This is a genomic window from Suipraeoptans intestinalis (genome assembly GCF_009696485.1).
Taxonomy (GTDB): domain Bacteria; phylum Bacillota; class Clostridia; order Lachnospirales; family Lachnospiraceae; genus Suipraeoptans; species Suipraeoptans intestinalis.
Genome location: NZ_VULY01000018.1, coordinates 1,119,369 through 1,134,912, shown reverse-complemented (window position 1 = coordinate 1,134,912; position 15,544 = coordinate 1,119,369). Strand labels below are relative to the sequence as shown.

12 protein-coding genes, 1 tRNA gene and 1 riboswitch are annotated in these 15,544 nt (G+C 50.9%); all 13 genes read left to right on the top strand.

Annotated elements, in window-relative coordinates:
• Window positions 1-359 precede the first annotated feature (359 nt).
• The 13 genes from FYJ34_RS06035 (at window position 360) to FYJ34_RS05975 (ending at window position 15,380) form a co-directional block, all read left to right on the top strand.
• Window positions 360-432: transfer RNA gene (locus tag FYJ34_RS06035), tRNA-Lys, on the top strand.
• A 149-nt stretch (window positions 433-581) separates the two neighbouring features.
• A complete protein-coding gene (locus FYJ34_RS06030) occupies window positions 582-1,196 on the top strand; it encodes a recombinase family protein (RefSeq protein ID WP_154477060.1) in 615 nt (204 codons plus the stop codon).
• Between the two features lie 116 nt (window positions 1,197-1,312).
• Window positions 1,313-1,405: riboswitch (glycine riboswitch) on the top strand.
• Between the two features lie 113 nt (window positions 1,406-1,518).
• Complete coding sequence (gcvT, locus tag FYJ34_RS06025) at window positions 1,519-2,604, top strand: glycine cleavage system aminomethyltransferase GcvT (RefSeq protein ID WP_154477059.1); 1,086 nt, start codon at window positions 1,519-1,521, stop codon at window positions 2,602-2,604.
• A 97-nt stretch (window positions 2,605-2,701) separates the two neighbouring features.
• A complete protein-coding gene (gene gcvH / locus FYJ34_RS06020) occupies window positions 2,702-3,079 on the top strand; it encodes a glycine cleavage system protein GcvH (RefSeq protein WP_154477058.1) in 378 nt (125 codons plus the stop codon).
• A gap of 57 nt (window positions 3,080-3,136) precedes the next feature.
• On the top strand, window positions 3,137-4,447 hold the full coding sequence (gene gcvPA / locus FYJ34_RS06015; RefSeq protein ID WP_154477056.1) for an aminomethyl-transferring glycine dehydrogenase subunit GcvPA: 1,311 nt from the start codon (window positions 3,137-3,139) through the stop codon (window positions 4,445-4,447).
• A gap of 3 nt (window positions 4,448-4,450) precedes the next feature.
• Entirely contained in the window at window positions 4,451-5,884 is a 1,434-nt protein-coding gene (gene gcvPB, locus FYJ34_RS06010; protein WP_154477054.1) for an aminomethyl-transferring glycine dehydrogenase subunit GcvPB, read from the top strand.
• Window positions 5,885-5,959: 75 nt separating this feature from the next.
• Window positions 5,960-7,369, top strand: coding sequence for a dihydrolipoyl dehydrogenase (gene lpdA, locus FYJ34_RS06005; protein WP_154477052.1), 1,410 nt, complete (start codon window positions 5,960-5,962; stop codon window positions 7,367-7,369).
• A 57-nt stretch (window positions 7,370-7,426) separates the two neighbouring features.
• Window positions 7,427-9,106 (top strand): formate--tetrahydrofolate ligase, encoded by a 1,680-nt coding sequence (locus FYJ34_RS06000; RefSeq protein ID WP_154477050.1) that lies wholly within the window; start codon window positions 7,427-7,429, stop codon window positions 9,104-9,106.
• Between the two features lie 13 nt (window positions 9,107-9,119).
• On the top strand, window positions 9,120-9,746 hold the full coding sequence (locus tag FYJ34_RS05995) for a cyclodeaminase/cyclohydrolase family protein (RefSeq protein ID WP_154477048.1): 627 nt from the start codon (window positions 9,120-9,122) through the stop codon (window positions 9,744-9,746).
• 9 nt (window positions 9,747-9,755) lie between these two features.
• Window positions 9,756-10,613 (top strand): bifunctional 5,10-methylenetetrahydrofolate dehydrogenase/5,10-methenyltetrahydrofolate cyclohydrolase, encoded by an 858-nt coding sequence (locus tag FYJ34_RS05990; protein WP_154477046.1) that lies wholly within the window; start codon window positions 9,756-9,758, stop codon window positions 10,611-10,613.
• A gap of 108 nt (window positions 10,614-10,721) precedes the next feature.
• Complete coding sequence (locus tag FYJ34_RS05985) at window positions 10,722-12,314, top strand: response regulator transcription factor (protein ID WP_235899274.1); 1,593 nt, start codon at window positions 10,722-10,724, stop codon at window positions 12,312-12,314.
• Entirely contained in the window at window positions 12,311-14,080 is a 1,770-nt protein-coding gene (locus FYJ34_RS05980; RefSeq protein ID WP_154477044.1) for a sensor histidine kinase, read from the top strand. Before FYJ34_RS05985 ends, FYJ34_RS05980 begins: the two co-directional genes overlap by 4 nt.
• On the top strand, window positions 14,016-15,380 hold the full coding sequence (locus FYJ34_RS05975; protein WP_154477042.1) for an ABC transporter substrate-binding protein: 1,365 nt from the start codon (window positions 14,016-14,018) through the stop codon (window positions 15,378-15,380). The genes FYJ34_RS05980 and FYJ34_RS05975 overlap by 65 nt, the downstream gene beginning before the upstream one ends.
• The last annotated feature ends 164 nt before the right edge of the window (window positions 15,381-15,544 follow it).

The following is a 15,544-nucleotide window of genomic DNA, read 5'->3' as shown; positions in this document are numbered from 1 at the left end:
AAGGAATGAGAGTAAATTGTTCCACTGGGTGTGTTGTCCAATGGACAATTTGTGTGAGGGGGAGATAGTTGATGTCGTATCAACTATCTGAGTTTATTATAGGAAACAAATGTGTCCAAACTATGTTTCTTTTCTAAAAGAAAAGGAAAGTTTCTTAAGAGAAGTTAAGAAAACAAAAAAGGAGCGACATATGCGAAAATAGGGGTGTAGATGGAAGGGTCATGCAGGTATGTGGGAAAGGCGGTGCAAAGAGAAGAAAAATATGTGGCGGATAGGCTAACAAAGCGTTAAAAAAGTATTGCAATTTCAATATGAGTATTGTATAATAGCACTTGCGTTGAAGAAATCTATAAAGATATGCGCGATTAGCTCAGTTGGTAGAGCACCTGACTCTTAATCAGGGTGTCCAGGGTTCGAGCCCCTGATCGCGCAGTATAAATCGCTGTTTTTGCAGAACTTGAAGGCTGTGGGGACGGTGATTTTTTTGTGCCGAAAATGGCGGATTTGCATGGTTTTCCCTATAAAATAGTCGTATGCAACTTTTAAACAGTACAGACTTTATTTTATGGGAGTGAATGAGCATGAAGTACGGATACGCAAGAGTTTCCACCAGGGAACAAAACATTGACAGGCAGCTGAGCGCCATATTAAAGGAAGGAATTGCACAGGACAGGATCTACGTTGATAAGGCCAGCGGGAAAGATTTTAATTGCAGGAAGTACAAAAGAATGATCAGAAAACTAAAAGAAGGCGACGAACTGTATATTAAGTCCATCGACAGGCTGGGGAGAAATTATGATGAGATCATAAAGGAATGGAATCGGATCACAAAAGAAAAAAAGACGGAAATCATTGTACTGGATTTTCCGCTTCTGGATACAAGGAGCAAAGCAAAGGATCTGACGGGAAAGTTTATGGCAGATATCGTGCTTCAGATTCTGTCTTATGTGGCGCAGATAGAAAGAGAAAACATCCGCCAAAGACAGAGAGAGGGGATCGTGGAGGCGAAGAAGCGGGGAATCAAATTCGGACGGCCCAGAAGGCAGATGCCCGACAATTTTCAAGAGGTACTGGCTTTATGGAAAGAAGGGAGGATCAGTCTCAGAAAGGGAGCCGATTTGCTGAATGTCAGCCATACCATGTTCTCAAAATGGATCAAGGCCTATCATGGAGGAGAAAAACACAAAGAATTGTGAAAACAGCAACGAAATAATGAAAAATATAACAAAGTTTTTGTGAAAAACAGACAAATACAATATTGACAAGAAGAAGTGTTGTCAGTATAATGTAGTCAAATTCAAGAAAGAATTGGTTGAAGGATCAGAGAGAGATTCCGATAGAGTGCGGGACGCCGAAGGGGCAAGAGGATATTTGAAACTCTCAGGCAAAAGCTCTGATCCGGACAATGCTCTGAAGAGTACACGACAGGGGAGGTTTGTCATTCGATATTCCGAATGCGAAGCTCCCTTTTTGATACGGCTTGACAGAGTTTTCACCAGGATGAAAGGAGGAGTTACAATGGAACGGAAAACACCGTTATATGAAGCGCATGTAGAAGCAGGAGGGAAGATGGTGCCGTTTGCAGGATACCTGCTGCCGGTTCAGTATGAATCCGGAGTGATCAAGGAGCACATGGCGGTACGTACCCAGGCGGGACTGTTTGACGTCTCTCACATGGGGGAGATCCTCTGCGAGGGGAAGGACGCTCTGGCAAATCTGCAGATGCTTCTGACCAACAGCTTTGAAAATATGGCGGACGGACAGGCCAGATACAGTCCCATGTGTAACGAGCAGGGAGGGACAATAGACGATCTTATTGTATATAAAAAAAATGAGGGGCAGTACTTTATTGTAGTAAATGCAGCCAACCGGGAGAAGGACTATCGCTGGATGAAAGAGCACCAGTTCGGCGACGCAGTATTTACAGACGTGTCGGATGCGTATGCACAGCTGGCGCTGCAGGGACCGGAAGCTATGAAGATCCTGAAAAAGCTGACCGAGGAGGAATCTGTTCCAAAGAAATATTATCACGCAGTCTTTGATGGGAACGTAGCGGGAATCCCTTGTATCGTATCCAAGACAGGCTACACAGGCGAAGACGGTGTAGAGCTCTATGTGGACAGCAAGGAAGCGAAACGGCTGTGGGATATTTTGCTGGAAGCGGGAAAAGAGGAAGGCCTGATTCCCTGTGGTCTGGGAGCCAGGGATACGCTCCGGATGGAAGCGGCAATGCCTCTTTACGGACATGAAATGGACGACGGAGTATCTCCGCTGGAGACCGGCCTCGGATTTGCGGTAAAAATGTCCAAGGAAGCATTTATCGGGAAGGAAGCCCTGTCAGCCAATCCGCCGGCGAGAAAAAGGATCGGACTGAAAGTGACGGGACGGGGGATCATCCGCGAGCACCAGGAGGTTTCCAAGGATGGAAAACAGATCGGGCAGACAACGTCGGGCACCCATTGCCCCTTCCTGGGATACGCGATTGCCATGGCGCTGGTAGAAGAGGGAAGCGTGGATCTGGGGGATGCTGTCCAGGTAGAAGTGCGAGGACGAAAAGTGGAAGCAGAAGTAACGGCGCTTCCGTTTTACAAAAAACAGAAATAGGACGGCGGATAAGAATAGACAGAGGGAGCAATATCCATTAAAATGAACCTGTTGGAAGAAAGGAAACAAGGCAAAAGGAAAAGAAGGGAGAAGGGTTATGGAATTCAGAGAAGATGTACGGTATTCAAAATCACATGAATGGGTAAAAGAAGAGGAAGGAGTCTTCACCATCGGCTTGACGGATTTTGCACAGGCAGAGCTGGGAGATCTGGTGTTTGTAAACCTTCCGGAGGAAGGAGATGAACTGACGATAGGAGAGTCTTTTGCAGATGTAGAGTCCGTAAAGGCGGTGTCGGATGTGTATGCTCCGGTTTCCGGAGTGGTGTGTGAGATCAATGAAGAGCTTCTGGATGCTCCGGAGAAGATCAATGAGGAGCCGTATGGAGCATGGTTTGTGAAGGTAAAAGAAGTGGGAGAAAAAGAAGAGCTGTTGACGGCGGAAGAATACAAAGCGTTTGTGGAGGGAGAAGCCTAGCAGCATACAGAGACGGATACAGCAGGCAGAAGAAGCAGAGAGAGGCGGTGAATGCTTATGGGAATTTATATTCCGGGTACGGAAAAGGAACAGAAGCAGATGCTGGAGGAGATAGGGTTCCAGACGATGGAAGAACTATATGCACATGTTCCGGATGAAGTGAAGCTGCAAAGAGAACTGGGGATCCCGGAAGGGATGCCGGAGCTTTCCGTTCGCAGGAAAATGACGGAGATGGCAAGAAAAAATCATGTGTTTCCCACTGTTTTTCGAGGAGCGGGAGCATACAGGCATTATATTCCGGCCACGGTCAAAAGCGTTCTTTCAAAGGAAAATATGATGACGGCGTACACGCCGTATCAGGCGGAGATCAGTCAGGGACTCTTGCAGGCCACCTTTGAGTTTCAGACGATGATCTGCGAACTGACAGGAATGGACGTAGCCAATGCATCTGTCTATGACGTAGGGTGCGCAGCGGCGGAGGCAGTGGCGATGTGCCGGGAGAGAAAGCGGAAAACGGCTCTGATTTCGGCAACGGTAGATCCATTCGTCGTAGAGGCGGTTCGGACCTACTGTTTCGGCAACGGGATAGAATTGACACAGATTCCCGCAAAAGACGGAAGGACAGACAGGGAGGCCCTGCAGGCGCTACTGGCAGAGGATGTGGCATGCGTGCTGATACAGCATCCCAACTTCTACGGCAACCTGGAGGAAGCAAAAGAGATCGGGGAAGCAGTACATGAGGCGGGAGCCAAATATATCATGAGTGTGAATCCCATTTCTCTGGGGATTCTGAAAACGCCCGGAGAATACGGCGCAGATATTGCCGTTGGCGAAGGGCAGTCTCTGGGGCTGCCGCTGGGATTTGGCGGGCCTTACTGCGGCTTTATGGCATGCGTATCTGCGCTGACCAGAAGACTTCCGGGAAGGATCGTGGGACAGACCACGGACCATAATGGGAAGATCGGCTATGTGCTGACACTGCAGGCAAGAGAGCAGCATATCCGAAGAGAGAAGGCATCCAGCAACATCTGTTCCAACCATGCGCTTTGTGCGCTGGGAGTGGGAGTGTACCTGGCTTCGGTGGGAAGCAAAGGACTGGAGAAGGTGGCGTCTCTTTGTACCTCCAAGGCGCATTATATGGCAGAGGAACTGGAAAAAGCAGGCCTTACCATAGAGAATGGGGGAGAGTTTTTCCATGAATTCGTTACAACTTCAGAAAAATCTTCGGAGGAGATCCTGCAGGCGCTGGAAGAGCAGGATATTCTGGGAGGATATCCCCTTGACGGACACAGGATTTTGTGGTGCTGCACAGAGGTCAATACGAAAGAAGAGATAGACCGGGCGGCAGCCATCGTAAAGGAGGTGTAGTGGATGCTGATATTTGAAAAGGGAAAAGAAGGAAGAGGCCTGGATTTGTTTCCGGAATGCGATGTAAAACCCTGTCTGCCAAGGGAGTCGGACAGGAGAGAGCAGCCGCCTCGTCTGCCCCATCTGTCGGAAACCGAGATCAGCAGACATTATACGGAGCTGGCGAAAAAATGCCATGGAGTCAATGACGGCTTTTATCCATTGGGATCCTGTACCATGAAGTACAATCCCAAGATCAATGAAGATATGGCGGCGCTTCCGGAATTTACAGAGATCCATCCGCTGCAGCCGGAGCATACGATACAGGGGTGTCTGGATGTTTTTAAGACGCTGGAAGAATACCTGTGCGAGATTACAGGAATGGATCGCATGTCTTTTCAGCCGGCAGCCGGGGCCCATGGAGAATTTGCCGGACTTCTTCTCATCAAGGCATACCATAAAAGCCGGGGAGAAGAGAGGCGGACCAAGATTCTGGTGCCGGACTCTGCGCACGGAACCAACCCGGCAAGTGCTGTGATGGCGGGCTATTCGGTAGTCAGCATCCCTTCCGGAGCAGACGGATGTGTGGATATGGACAAGTTAAAGGCGGCTTTGGGAGACGATGTGGCAGGACTGATGCTGACCAATCCCAATACCGTAGGACTGTTTGATAAAAATATTCTGGAGATCACCAGACTGGTACATGAGTGCGGCGGACAGTGCTACTACGACGGAGCCAACCTCAATGCCATTATGGGAACAGTCAGGCCGGGAGACATGGGATTTGACGTGATCCATCTAAACCTGCACAAGACGTTTTCCACGCCACACGGAGGAGGCGGGCCGGGAAGCGGGCCGGTAGGCTGCAAGGAGCATCTGGCGTCCTTCCTGCCATCCTTCCTGATCGAAAGAGAGGAAAGCCTGGTACGGAAGAAAGCAAAGGACAGCATCGGGGAGCTTCGGACCTTCTACGGCAACTTCCTGGTGGATGTCAGGGCATTGACGTATGTGATGACCCTGGGAAAAGAAGGGATTCTGGCGTCCAGCCAGAATGCGGTGCTGAACGCCAACTATATGAAAAACAAGCTGAAAGATATCTACACCATGGCATACGACGAAACCTGTATGCACGAGTTTGTCATGAGCCTTTCCGATCTGAAGAAATCTGTTGGAGCGACAGCGATGGATATTGCAAAAGGCTTGCTGGATAACGGGATCCATCCGCCCACCATGTATTTTCCTTTGATCGTAGAGGAAGCTCTGATGATCGAGCCTACGGAAACCGAATCCAGAGAAACGCTGGATGAGGCGGTGGCGGTACTGAGAAAACTGCACGAGACGGCTCTGAAAGATGCCGAACAGCTGCACCAGGCTCCGATGGAAACGCCGGTTACCAGACTGGACGAGGTGGGAGCCGCAAGAAATCCGGTGCTACGATATGAGTTCCCAAAAGAGTAGAGACGGAATGGCAGCAGGCGCCTTCCCGTAAAAATGGTTTTCGGAAAGGCGTCTGCTGTATGAGGGAGAGGAAAGATGGAAAAATATGATGTAATTATCGTGGGAGCAGGACCGGGAGGCTACGTCTGCGGAATCCAGGCCGCCAAAGCGGGGCTTCGCACCGCCGTCGTGGAGGACAGAGAAGTAGGAGGCACCTGTCTGAACCGGGGATGTATTCCGGCGAAGGCAATGGTACACGCTTCTTCCGTCTATCGGGAGATGAAAGAAAGTGAGCAGTTTGGCGTTTTTGCATCGGAGGTCCGGTATGATTATGGAAAGATCCTGGCGTACAAGGAGGGTGTGACAGAGCAGCTTTGCCAGGGGGTAGAAGCCCTTTTAAAGGGAAACGGAGTTACCCTTCTCAAAGGGAAAGGGAGACTGGAAAAGGGCAAAGTGGTTCGGGTAGTCTCTGAAGCGGGAGAGACCTGCTATGAAGGAGAGAGGATCGTTTTGGCTACCGGCTCCAAACCGTTTCTGCTGCCGATTCCGGGAATGGAGCTTCCGGGCGTTTTGACCAGCGATGAACTGTTCCGGCTCCGGGAGGTTCCGGATAGTCTCGTGATCATAGGCGGTGGCGTGATCAGCGTGGAATTTGCCAGTGTTTACGCCAATCTGGGATGTAAGGTGACGATCGTGGAAGCCATGGCAAGACTGCTTCCCAACATGGAGGACAGGGAAATCTCCCAGAACCTGCGGATGATCCTGAAAAAACGGGGCGTGGAGGTATTTACTTCCGCAGCGGTACAGAGAGTGGAGCAGGAGGAAGACGGGTACGCCTGTGTATTCCTGGAGAAAGAAAAAGAAGTCAGGGTTTCGGCACAGTATGTACTGTGTGCAGTGGGAAGGATCCCCAATACGGACGGACTGCTGGGAGAAGGGGTAGACCTTGTTCTGGAAAAAGGCAGAGTGGTGGTAGATGAGAACTTTGCATCCAGTGTGGAAGGCGTGTATGCCATCGGAGACCTGATCAAAGGAATGCAACTGGCACACCTGTCCAGCGCCCAGGGAATCTATGTGGCGGAGCATCTGGCAGGCAAAGCGGTTACGGTAGATACCGGCCTGGTTCCGGGCTGCGTATATACCGATCCGGAGATCGCGGCGGTAGGAATCACGGAAGAGGTGGCAAAGGAAAAGGGGATTCCGGTAAAAACCGGGAAATTTGTCATGAGCGCCAACGGAAAATCTCTGATCACCAAAGAAGAACGAGGATTTATCAAGGTTGTGACAGAGGAAGGAACACAGAAGGTTCTGGGAGCGCAGATGATGTGCGCCAGGGCAACGGATATGATCGGAGAGTTTGTGACGGCCATTGCCAATCGGATGACGGCGGACCAGATGCTGAAGGGAATGCGTGTGCACCCCACCTACAACGAAGGCGTGGGAGAAGCGCTGGAGGACGCTGTGGGAGAAGCGGTACACATCATGCCGAAGAAGAAACCACAATAGTTTAGGGATTGCAGCAGTTTCAAAAGAAGCGTATAAGACAGAAAGGTGGCAGACGATATGGGATTTAAAAGTGATATTGAAATCGCACAGGAAGCAGAGATGCAGGTTATTAATCAGATAGCAGATTCCATAGGGATTCCGGATCAGTATGTGGAAAACTATGGAAAATATAAGGCAAAGATCGATTATTGCTACTACCAGGAAGAACTGATCCATCGAAAAGACGCAAAAGTGGTGCTGGTAACGGCGATCAACCCGACTCCGGCCGGGGAAGGAAAAACTACCACGACCATCGGATTGGCAGACGCCATGAACCGTTTGGGTCATAAGACCATGGTGGCTCTTCGCGAACCCTCTCTTGGGCCGGTGTTCGGAGTAAAAGGAGGCGCTGCCGGAGGCGGCTATGCGCAGGTGGTTCCCATGGAGGATATCAATCTCCACTTCACCGGAGACCTGCACGCCATCGGAGCAGCCAACAACCTGATCGCGGCCATGCTGGACAACCACATTCATCAGGGAAATGCTCTGGATATTGATACCAATCGAGTGGCGTGGAGAAGGTGCGTGGACATGAATGACCGGCAGCTTCGCTGCGTTGTGGACGGACTGGGGGGAAAAGCAGACGGAGTGACCAGACAGGATGGGTTTGATATTACCGTGGCTTCCGAGATCATGGCCATCTTCTGCCTGTCCAACGATATCTTGGATCTGAAGGAACGGGTGTCCAGAATCATCGTGGCGTATTCCAGAAGCGGAAAGCCGGTAACGGCGGGAGATCTGCACGCAGAAGGAGCGGTGGCAGCCCTGTTAAAGGATGCGCTGAAACCGAATCTGGTACAGACGCTGGAAGGTACGCCTGCCTTTATCCATGGCGGTCCCTTTGCCAATATCGCCCATGGCTGTAACAGTGTGATCGCCACAAAAATGGGGATCAAGCTGGCGGACTATATGATCACGGAGGCCGGCTTTGGGGCAGATCTGGGGGCAGAGAAATTCCTGGACATCAAGTGCCGCATGTCCGGTATCAGACCCAACGCCGTGGTGCTGGTGGCAACGATCAAAGCGCTGAAATATAACGGCGGGGTTCCGAAGGCAGATCTGGCGCAGGAGAACCTGGAAGCGCTGGAAAAGGGACTTCCCAACCTGCTGAAGCATATTGAGAATATTACGAATGTATATAAACTGCCGGTGGTGGTAGCCATCAATGCCTTTCCTACAGATACCAGGGCAGAACTGGAGCTGGTAAGAGAATCCTGCAAAAAACTGGGAGCCAATGTAGCGCTGTCCGAAGTGTGGGCAAAAGGTGGAGAAGGCGGGGAGGAACTGGCAAAAGAAGTGGTTCGTCTCTGTGAAGGAGAAAGCACCATGGAGTATGTCTATGATGTGAACGGATCGATCCGGGAAAAGATCGAGGCCATTGCAACCAGAGTATACGGGGCTTCCGGAGTGGAATTTTCACCGAAGGCGGCAAAGGAGCTGAAGAACTTTGAAGAAATAGGCCTGGCAGGGCTGCCCATCTGCATGGCGAAAAACCAATATTCCCTGACAGATGATGCAAAGAAGCTGGGGCGTCCGGAAAACTTTAAGATCACCATCCGGGATATCACAGCGTCGGCGGGAGCGGGCTTTTTGGTGGCGTTGACCGGCGACATCATGAAGATGCCGGGACTTCCCAAAGTACCGGCAGCGGAGAAGATCGACGTCGATGCAGACGGAGTGATCTCAGGACTGTTTTAAGGAGAATAGACATATGATGCTGGAACAAAAAATAACAGACTTTCTGGAAGCCTTATCTTCGAAGGAGCCGGTGCCGGGAGGCGGAGGCGCCTCAGCGGCGGTGGGGGCGTTTGCTTCTGCGCTGGGAATGATGGTAGCCAACCTGACGGCAGGGAAGAAAACCTATGCGGCGGTGGAGGAAGAAATCTTAGAAACAAAAGAGCGGCTTCTGACGCTCCAAAAGGAACTGATACGCCTGACAGATGAGGATGCAAAAGCATTTGCACCTCTTTCCAGAGCGTATGGACTTCCCAGAGAGACGGAGGAAGAGAAGGCAGAGCGGGCAAGAATCATGGAGGCAGCCTTGTATGAAGCCAGCCGGGTTCCCCTGCAGATCATGCAGACGGTCCGGCAGGTGATGGAGCTTTTACGGATTTTGGGAGAAAAGGGCAGCAGGATCGCCATCAGTGATGTGGGAGTCGGGATCCTGTTTGCGCAGGCGGCGCTGGAAGGCGCCTCTCTCAACATATACATCAATACCAGACTGATGCAGGAAAAGGAGCAGGCGGCAAAGCTGAACGCAGAGGCGGATGCCTTGATTAGGGAAGCGAGGACGCTGAAAGAGGAGATCTATCTTGCCGTATTAGAAAAGATTCGCTAGGAGGAAGCTATGGGCATAGTAATGAAAGGTGCGGATGTGGCAAATGCCATGAAAGAAGAGCTGCTTCAAAGAGTGGCAGGTCTGAAGGAAAAGGGAGTGAGCCCCTGTCTTGCCATCCTGCGAGTGGGAGCCAGACCGGATGACCTTGCCTATGAACGGGGGGCAAAAAAGCGGATGGAGCTTCTGGGGATCGACTGCCGTACAGTAGAGCTTCCCCGGGACATCCGGCAGGAAATCTTTGAGGAAAAGCTGAAAGAACTGAACGAAGACGGCCGGGTGCATGGCATCCTGCTGTTTCGTCCTCTGCCCGGACATCTGAACGAAGAGGCCGCTAAGAGGATCGTGGATCCCGGGAAGGATATGGACGGGATGTGCCCGGCCAATGTGGCCAAGGTATTTGCGGGAGACGATACCGGCTATGCGCCCTGTACGGCGGAGGCGGTGATCGAACTTCTGGATCACTATAAAATCCCCCTTTCCGGAAAACGGGTGGTGGTAGTAGGGCGGAGTATGGTGGTAGGAAGACCTCTTTCCATGCTGCTTTTGAAGCGGCATGCCACTGTGACGATCTGTCACACCAGGACCAGAGATCTCCCCGGGGTATGCCGAGAGGCAGAAATCCTGGTGGCGGCCGCCGGAAAGGCCAGAATGATTACACAGGACATGGTGGGAGAGCAAGCCGTGGTAGCGGATGTAGGGATTAACGTAGATGAAGAAGGCAACATGTGGGGAGATGTGGATTTTGAGACGGTGCAGGAGCAGGCCTCTCATATCAGCCCGGTGCCAAGAGGAGTGGGGAGTATCACCACTTCCGTTCTGGCAAAGCATGTGGTGCAGGCCGCCGAAAGACAGACGGACAACGAATGACTTCTTATCTTACCTTTGCAGCCTCATTGCATCAAAGCGAAAGCCGGATGCAGTGAGGCTGTTTTTGTGGTACACTGTTCTACAGAGAAGGGAACGGGAGGGATGAAGATGAAAAAGCTGCTGAAACTGGTGGTGGTAGATGATGAACCGATCCTGCTTCAGGGACTTTTGACCACCTATGACTGGGAAGGAATGGGATTTGAAGTGGCGGGATCCGCACAAAGCGGGGAACAGGCGCTGGAGGTGATCCGCAGCATCAGACCGCAGGTGGTACTGACAGACATCCGCATGAAACAGATGACAGGACTTATGGTCATGGAAGAGGCAAAAAAAGAGGGGATCGACAGTCTGTTCATTGTCCTGAGTGCGTACCGGGACTTTGAATATGCACAGCAGGCCTGCGACCTGGGAGCCTATGCATATCTGCTGAAGCCCATTGAAGAAAAGAAGCTGGAGGAGACCATGACCGGAGCCTATCAGGTATGCCTGCGTCAGATCGAAACGGAGCAAAAATATGAATCGTATGAAAAGATCCTGAGAAAAGACGAAACCAGCTTTTTACAGGTACTGGTAGAGAAGTACATCTATGACCTGATCTCAGAGGAAAAGCTGGAGGAAGTATTTGAAACCATCGGAGGGGTGTTGGAAGAAAAAGACGGATTTCTTGCCCTTTGCACGGATATTGATATTGCAGATAAGATCATTAACGCCGGAGAATATGAAAAAAGACGGCGGAGCTTTTTGGAAAAGCTGGAGGAAGAGCTGAACGGTGACGTGTTTTTAAGACCCTTTGAGGGGGCAGAGGGAGGGATGGTCTTTCTGGTCAAGACACAGGACAACACCATGGCTCATCGACTGAAATCCTTGACAGACAGGCTGCGACAGGAAGAAGGAAGTCGCGTGGTAGCCGCCATTTCCAAGCCGTATAAAGGGATTCGGGGATTAAAGAAAAGCACAGAAGAAGCAACGAAACTATTTCTAAAAGCGGGGACGGCAGGTGGAAATGATCTGAGATTCCTGAAGGCCAAAGAACGGGAAGAGGGATCTTATCTGGCGGACGCAGAGACCCGGGTGGTCTATTCGATCCGGAAAAACAGCCAGGAGGATCTGAAGGAGGCCTTTGTGCAATTTCTCTATCTGCTGCCAAGAGAAGAACACCTGCAGGAGCAGCATCTTCATAAGGTTATGCTGAAAACGGAGCTGATGATCCAGGGATCCTATGGGATGACGGAGGAAGTCAAGGAAAAATTTCAAAGCTATTATGTGAATATGAAGAGCCTGAACGCGGCGAAGGCGGTAGACGTGTGCTATCGGATCCTGTGTGAATCCATAGAGGCCAGAAAGGGAATGACGCAGGCGGAGGAGCCTGTTCAGGGGAAAGAATATCTGGCGGACGCCTTGGCTTATATCGAAGCAAACCTGAAAGAAGAGGAGCTGTCCATTGTTTCGGTGGCGTCCCACGTGTATCTGAACCCGGTTTACTTTGGGCGGGTCTTTAAAAATACGTTCCATATGACCTTCAAGAAATATCTGCTGCAGCAGAGGATGGAAAAGGCGAAGCAGCTTTTGGAGGAGGGAGGCTACAGCATCGGAGCCATCTGCGAGCAGGTAGGGATCAGTAACCCCTCCTATTTTTCCCATTTGTTCAAGCAATACACGGGAAGCCTTCCCAGTGAATACAAAAAGGAAATGAAGGTATGATAAGAAAAATGATCACCAAAGGGATCCAGACCAAATATCTGCTGCATACCCTCGCGCTTTTGGGGGTGGCACTCCTGCTTTCCGGCGCAGGTGTCTGGACCTATGTGCGGAAAGAGCTGACAGAGAGCATCACCAACAAGTATGTCTTTATGAATGAAAAACTGGGGATCGCACTGGACGGACTCTATCGGAAAAGCGACAATGTGATGGCAGACTGTATCCTGTATGAAGAGGTACAAAAAAGTCTTCAGGTGCGGGAACTGGAAGATGTGGAAAAGCACGCTCTCAGCAAATATTTTGCCTATGTGGATCTGGAGTATGTGGAAGAATACTGCTATGTGGACAACAAACAGAATGTGTACCACCACTCCTACTCCAATCTGACGTATGAAGAGGTAAAAAACAGTGGATTGGAGGCAGAGCTTGGAGACGCCTATTCCCGGACGGTCTGGTTCTGGAAGGAGGATACCTTGTTTGGCGGAACGGAGCCGGCGCTGTTTGTAGGCAGGTACGTCAGGAGCATGAATTATGCCCACTCACCGGGCATGCTGTTTTTTAAGATGCGTACTCCCTTTTTAGACCAGATCATAAAGGGAGATCAAGAAGTTACAAGCCAGGCGGTAACAGGGATCCTGGATGCGGACGGGCGCGCCTGTACCCTGTGGACCCGACGGGAAGACGGAGAAGCCATCGGGAAAATGGTATGGCAAGAGATCAAAAAGACCGGCGGAAGCCGGATGATCCTGGAAGGGAAACGGGTAAAAGGCGGGGTACTTTGCGCCTATCGGCAAAAAGAAAGCCAGATGACGGTGTTTACGTTTGTGCCGGACAGTACCCTGACGGGAGGGCTGACGCAGGTGTTACAGGTGATGGGGATCATCTACCTGCTGGTTCTGGCGGCGGCGGTGGTTTTAAGTTTGTATTTCTCCAAACGCTTTACCCGACCGATCCAGGAGATCAGCGATGCGATGACCGGGTTTGACGGACAGGATTTTACAAGAACGGTTCATGTGCAGACGAACACGGAACTGGACAAGATCGGGGATTCCTATAATGAAATGCTGGGGAAGATCCAGACGCTGCTGGAAGAGATCAAGGATCAGGAAAAAGAACTTCGGATCAGTGAAATGAATACGCTGATGAGCCAGATCAACCCGCACTTTCTGTACAATACGCTGGATACCATCTATATGCTGGCGCGGATGAACGGAGAGGAGACGACCATGCGGATGATAGAGGCGCTTTCCAGGTACCTTCGTCTGTCCCTCAGCAAGGGAGAAAATCTGGTAACGCTGGAGGCGGAACTGGAGAATGTAAGAAGCTACATGGAGATCCATCAGATCCGCAACGAAAATCTTTTTCATTATGAAATCGACTGCCAGGTAGATCCCGAAAAAGTCTGGGTAGTGAAGTTGATCCTGCAGCCGCTGGTGGAAAATGCGCTGAAGCACGGATTTGCAGATCGATTTGAAGGAGGACTGATCCGGATTCGGGTAACGGAGGAAGCGGAGGGGATCCTGATCTGCGTGTTTAACAACGGCAGCGCCATGCCGGAGGCTGTAATGGAAAAGCTAAACGGATTGATGAAGCTTCCCTTTGGAGAGATCAAAAAGGCATTCCCGGAAAAGAAACGGGGGTACGGCATGATAAATGTGGTCACCAGACTGCGGCTGAAATATGGAGAGGAGGTGAAGATGTGGTATGAAACGCAGGAAACCGGAACAAACTGCTACGTCCTTCTTCCGAAGGAATCTGCGGAATCGTGAAACAGGAGCGCAGAGGATATTTTGTAGAAAGACGGCGGCATTTCTGACAGGAGGGCTGCTAGTGTGTCTGTGCCTGTCGGCGTGCGGCCCTGTAAAGGAAAAGACACAGAAAACGGAAAAAAAGGAAGTGGAAATCCCCATCACATTTACGGTAAACCCTACGACAGGCAAGAAGAACCAACAGGAGCTGGTGGAAGCCTTTAACCAGAAATACAAAGGGAGCTATCAGGTAAAGGTGGACTGGATCATGGAAACAGAGGACGAATACCGTCAGAACCTGAAGCGGATGAACGTGACAGACCAGCTGCCGGCCGTTATCACGGATCTGCGGATGCTTCCTTCTTTCTACCACATGATGATCACAGAGGGCAGGATCGAGGATCTGTCGGATGAGATCCGGACAGATGAGGAATGGAGTTCTTCCATAGAAGAGGTTGTCCTTCAGGGCTGTACAGAACCGGATGGGGGGATCTATCTCTCGCCCATCAGCACGGCGGCTTTTTCCTGCTCCGGGATCTTTTGGAACCAGGAACTGTTTGCACAGGCGGGGATCGACCACTTTCCGACTACCTGGGAAGAGTTCTGGGAATGCTGCGACAAACTGCAGGCACACGGAATCACACCGCTGGCGCTTCACACGGAGGGAACCGGCTGGTCTCCCATGCTGTTTGCCACGGCGCAGCTTGCTTCTACGCCGGAGGGACTGGCTTTTATGGAAACGCTTTATCCGGAATCCTATAACAATGCCCAGGGGCGACAGCTGGCAGAGACGCTGCAAAAACTGTTTTCCTATGCCGGCAAGGAGGCTTTGCATTCGGATTTTGACGTGGCCTATAATGATTTCTTTTCCGGAAAGGCCGCGATGGTGGCCAACGGCTACTGGATGATCGACCAGATTCCGGCAGAATGGAAGGACAAGGTGCGTTTTTCTGCCTTTCCGGGCAATACGCTAGTCTCCTCCCCGGAGACCTTCGGATGGTCGGTGGTGTCGGGGTACTCCGAGGAGATCAAAAAGGGAGCGGTGGAGTTTTTGAAGTTCCGCACCCTCCGGAACAAACAGGAAAAGGAGAGACTGTTTTCTTCACAGGGAAGTACCGGGAAGGCGGCGCAGCAGGATTATATCCAGGCCTACCAGAACGTTTCGGGACTGGTTCCCAATTATCAGGTCAAGTGGAATTCCATCCTGCAGGAAGAAACCATCGGGAAGTATCTGCCCAAGCTGGCGGAAGGGGAGATCACGTCACAGGACTTTGTGGAGGCCTCGGATGAGAGCATAGACAGGTTCCGGCAGGAGTGGTAGCTTCGGGGAGATTTTGAGAGGGGAAAAGAAAGAGAGTAAAAAGCAGGGAGACTGAAAAGTATATTTTTTTGCATTGAAAGTTGTTAATTTGTTAAAAGAATCCGAAATTCTTTGCTAAGATAGGCGTAGATTTAAGTAACCGAAAAGATTCAGAAAAGAGGGAA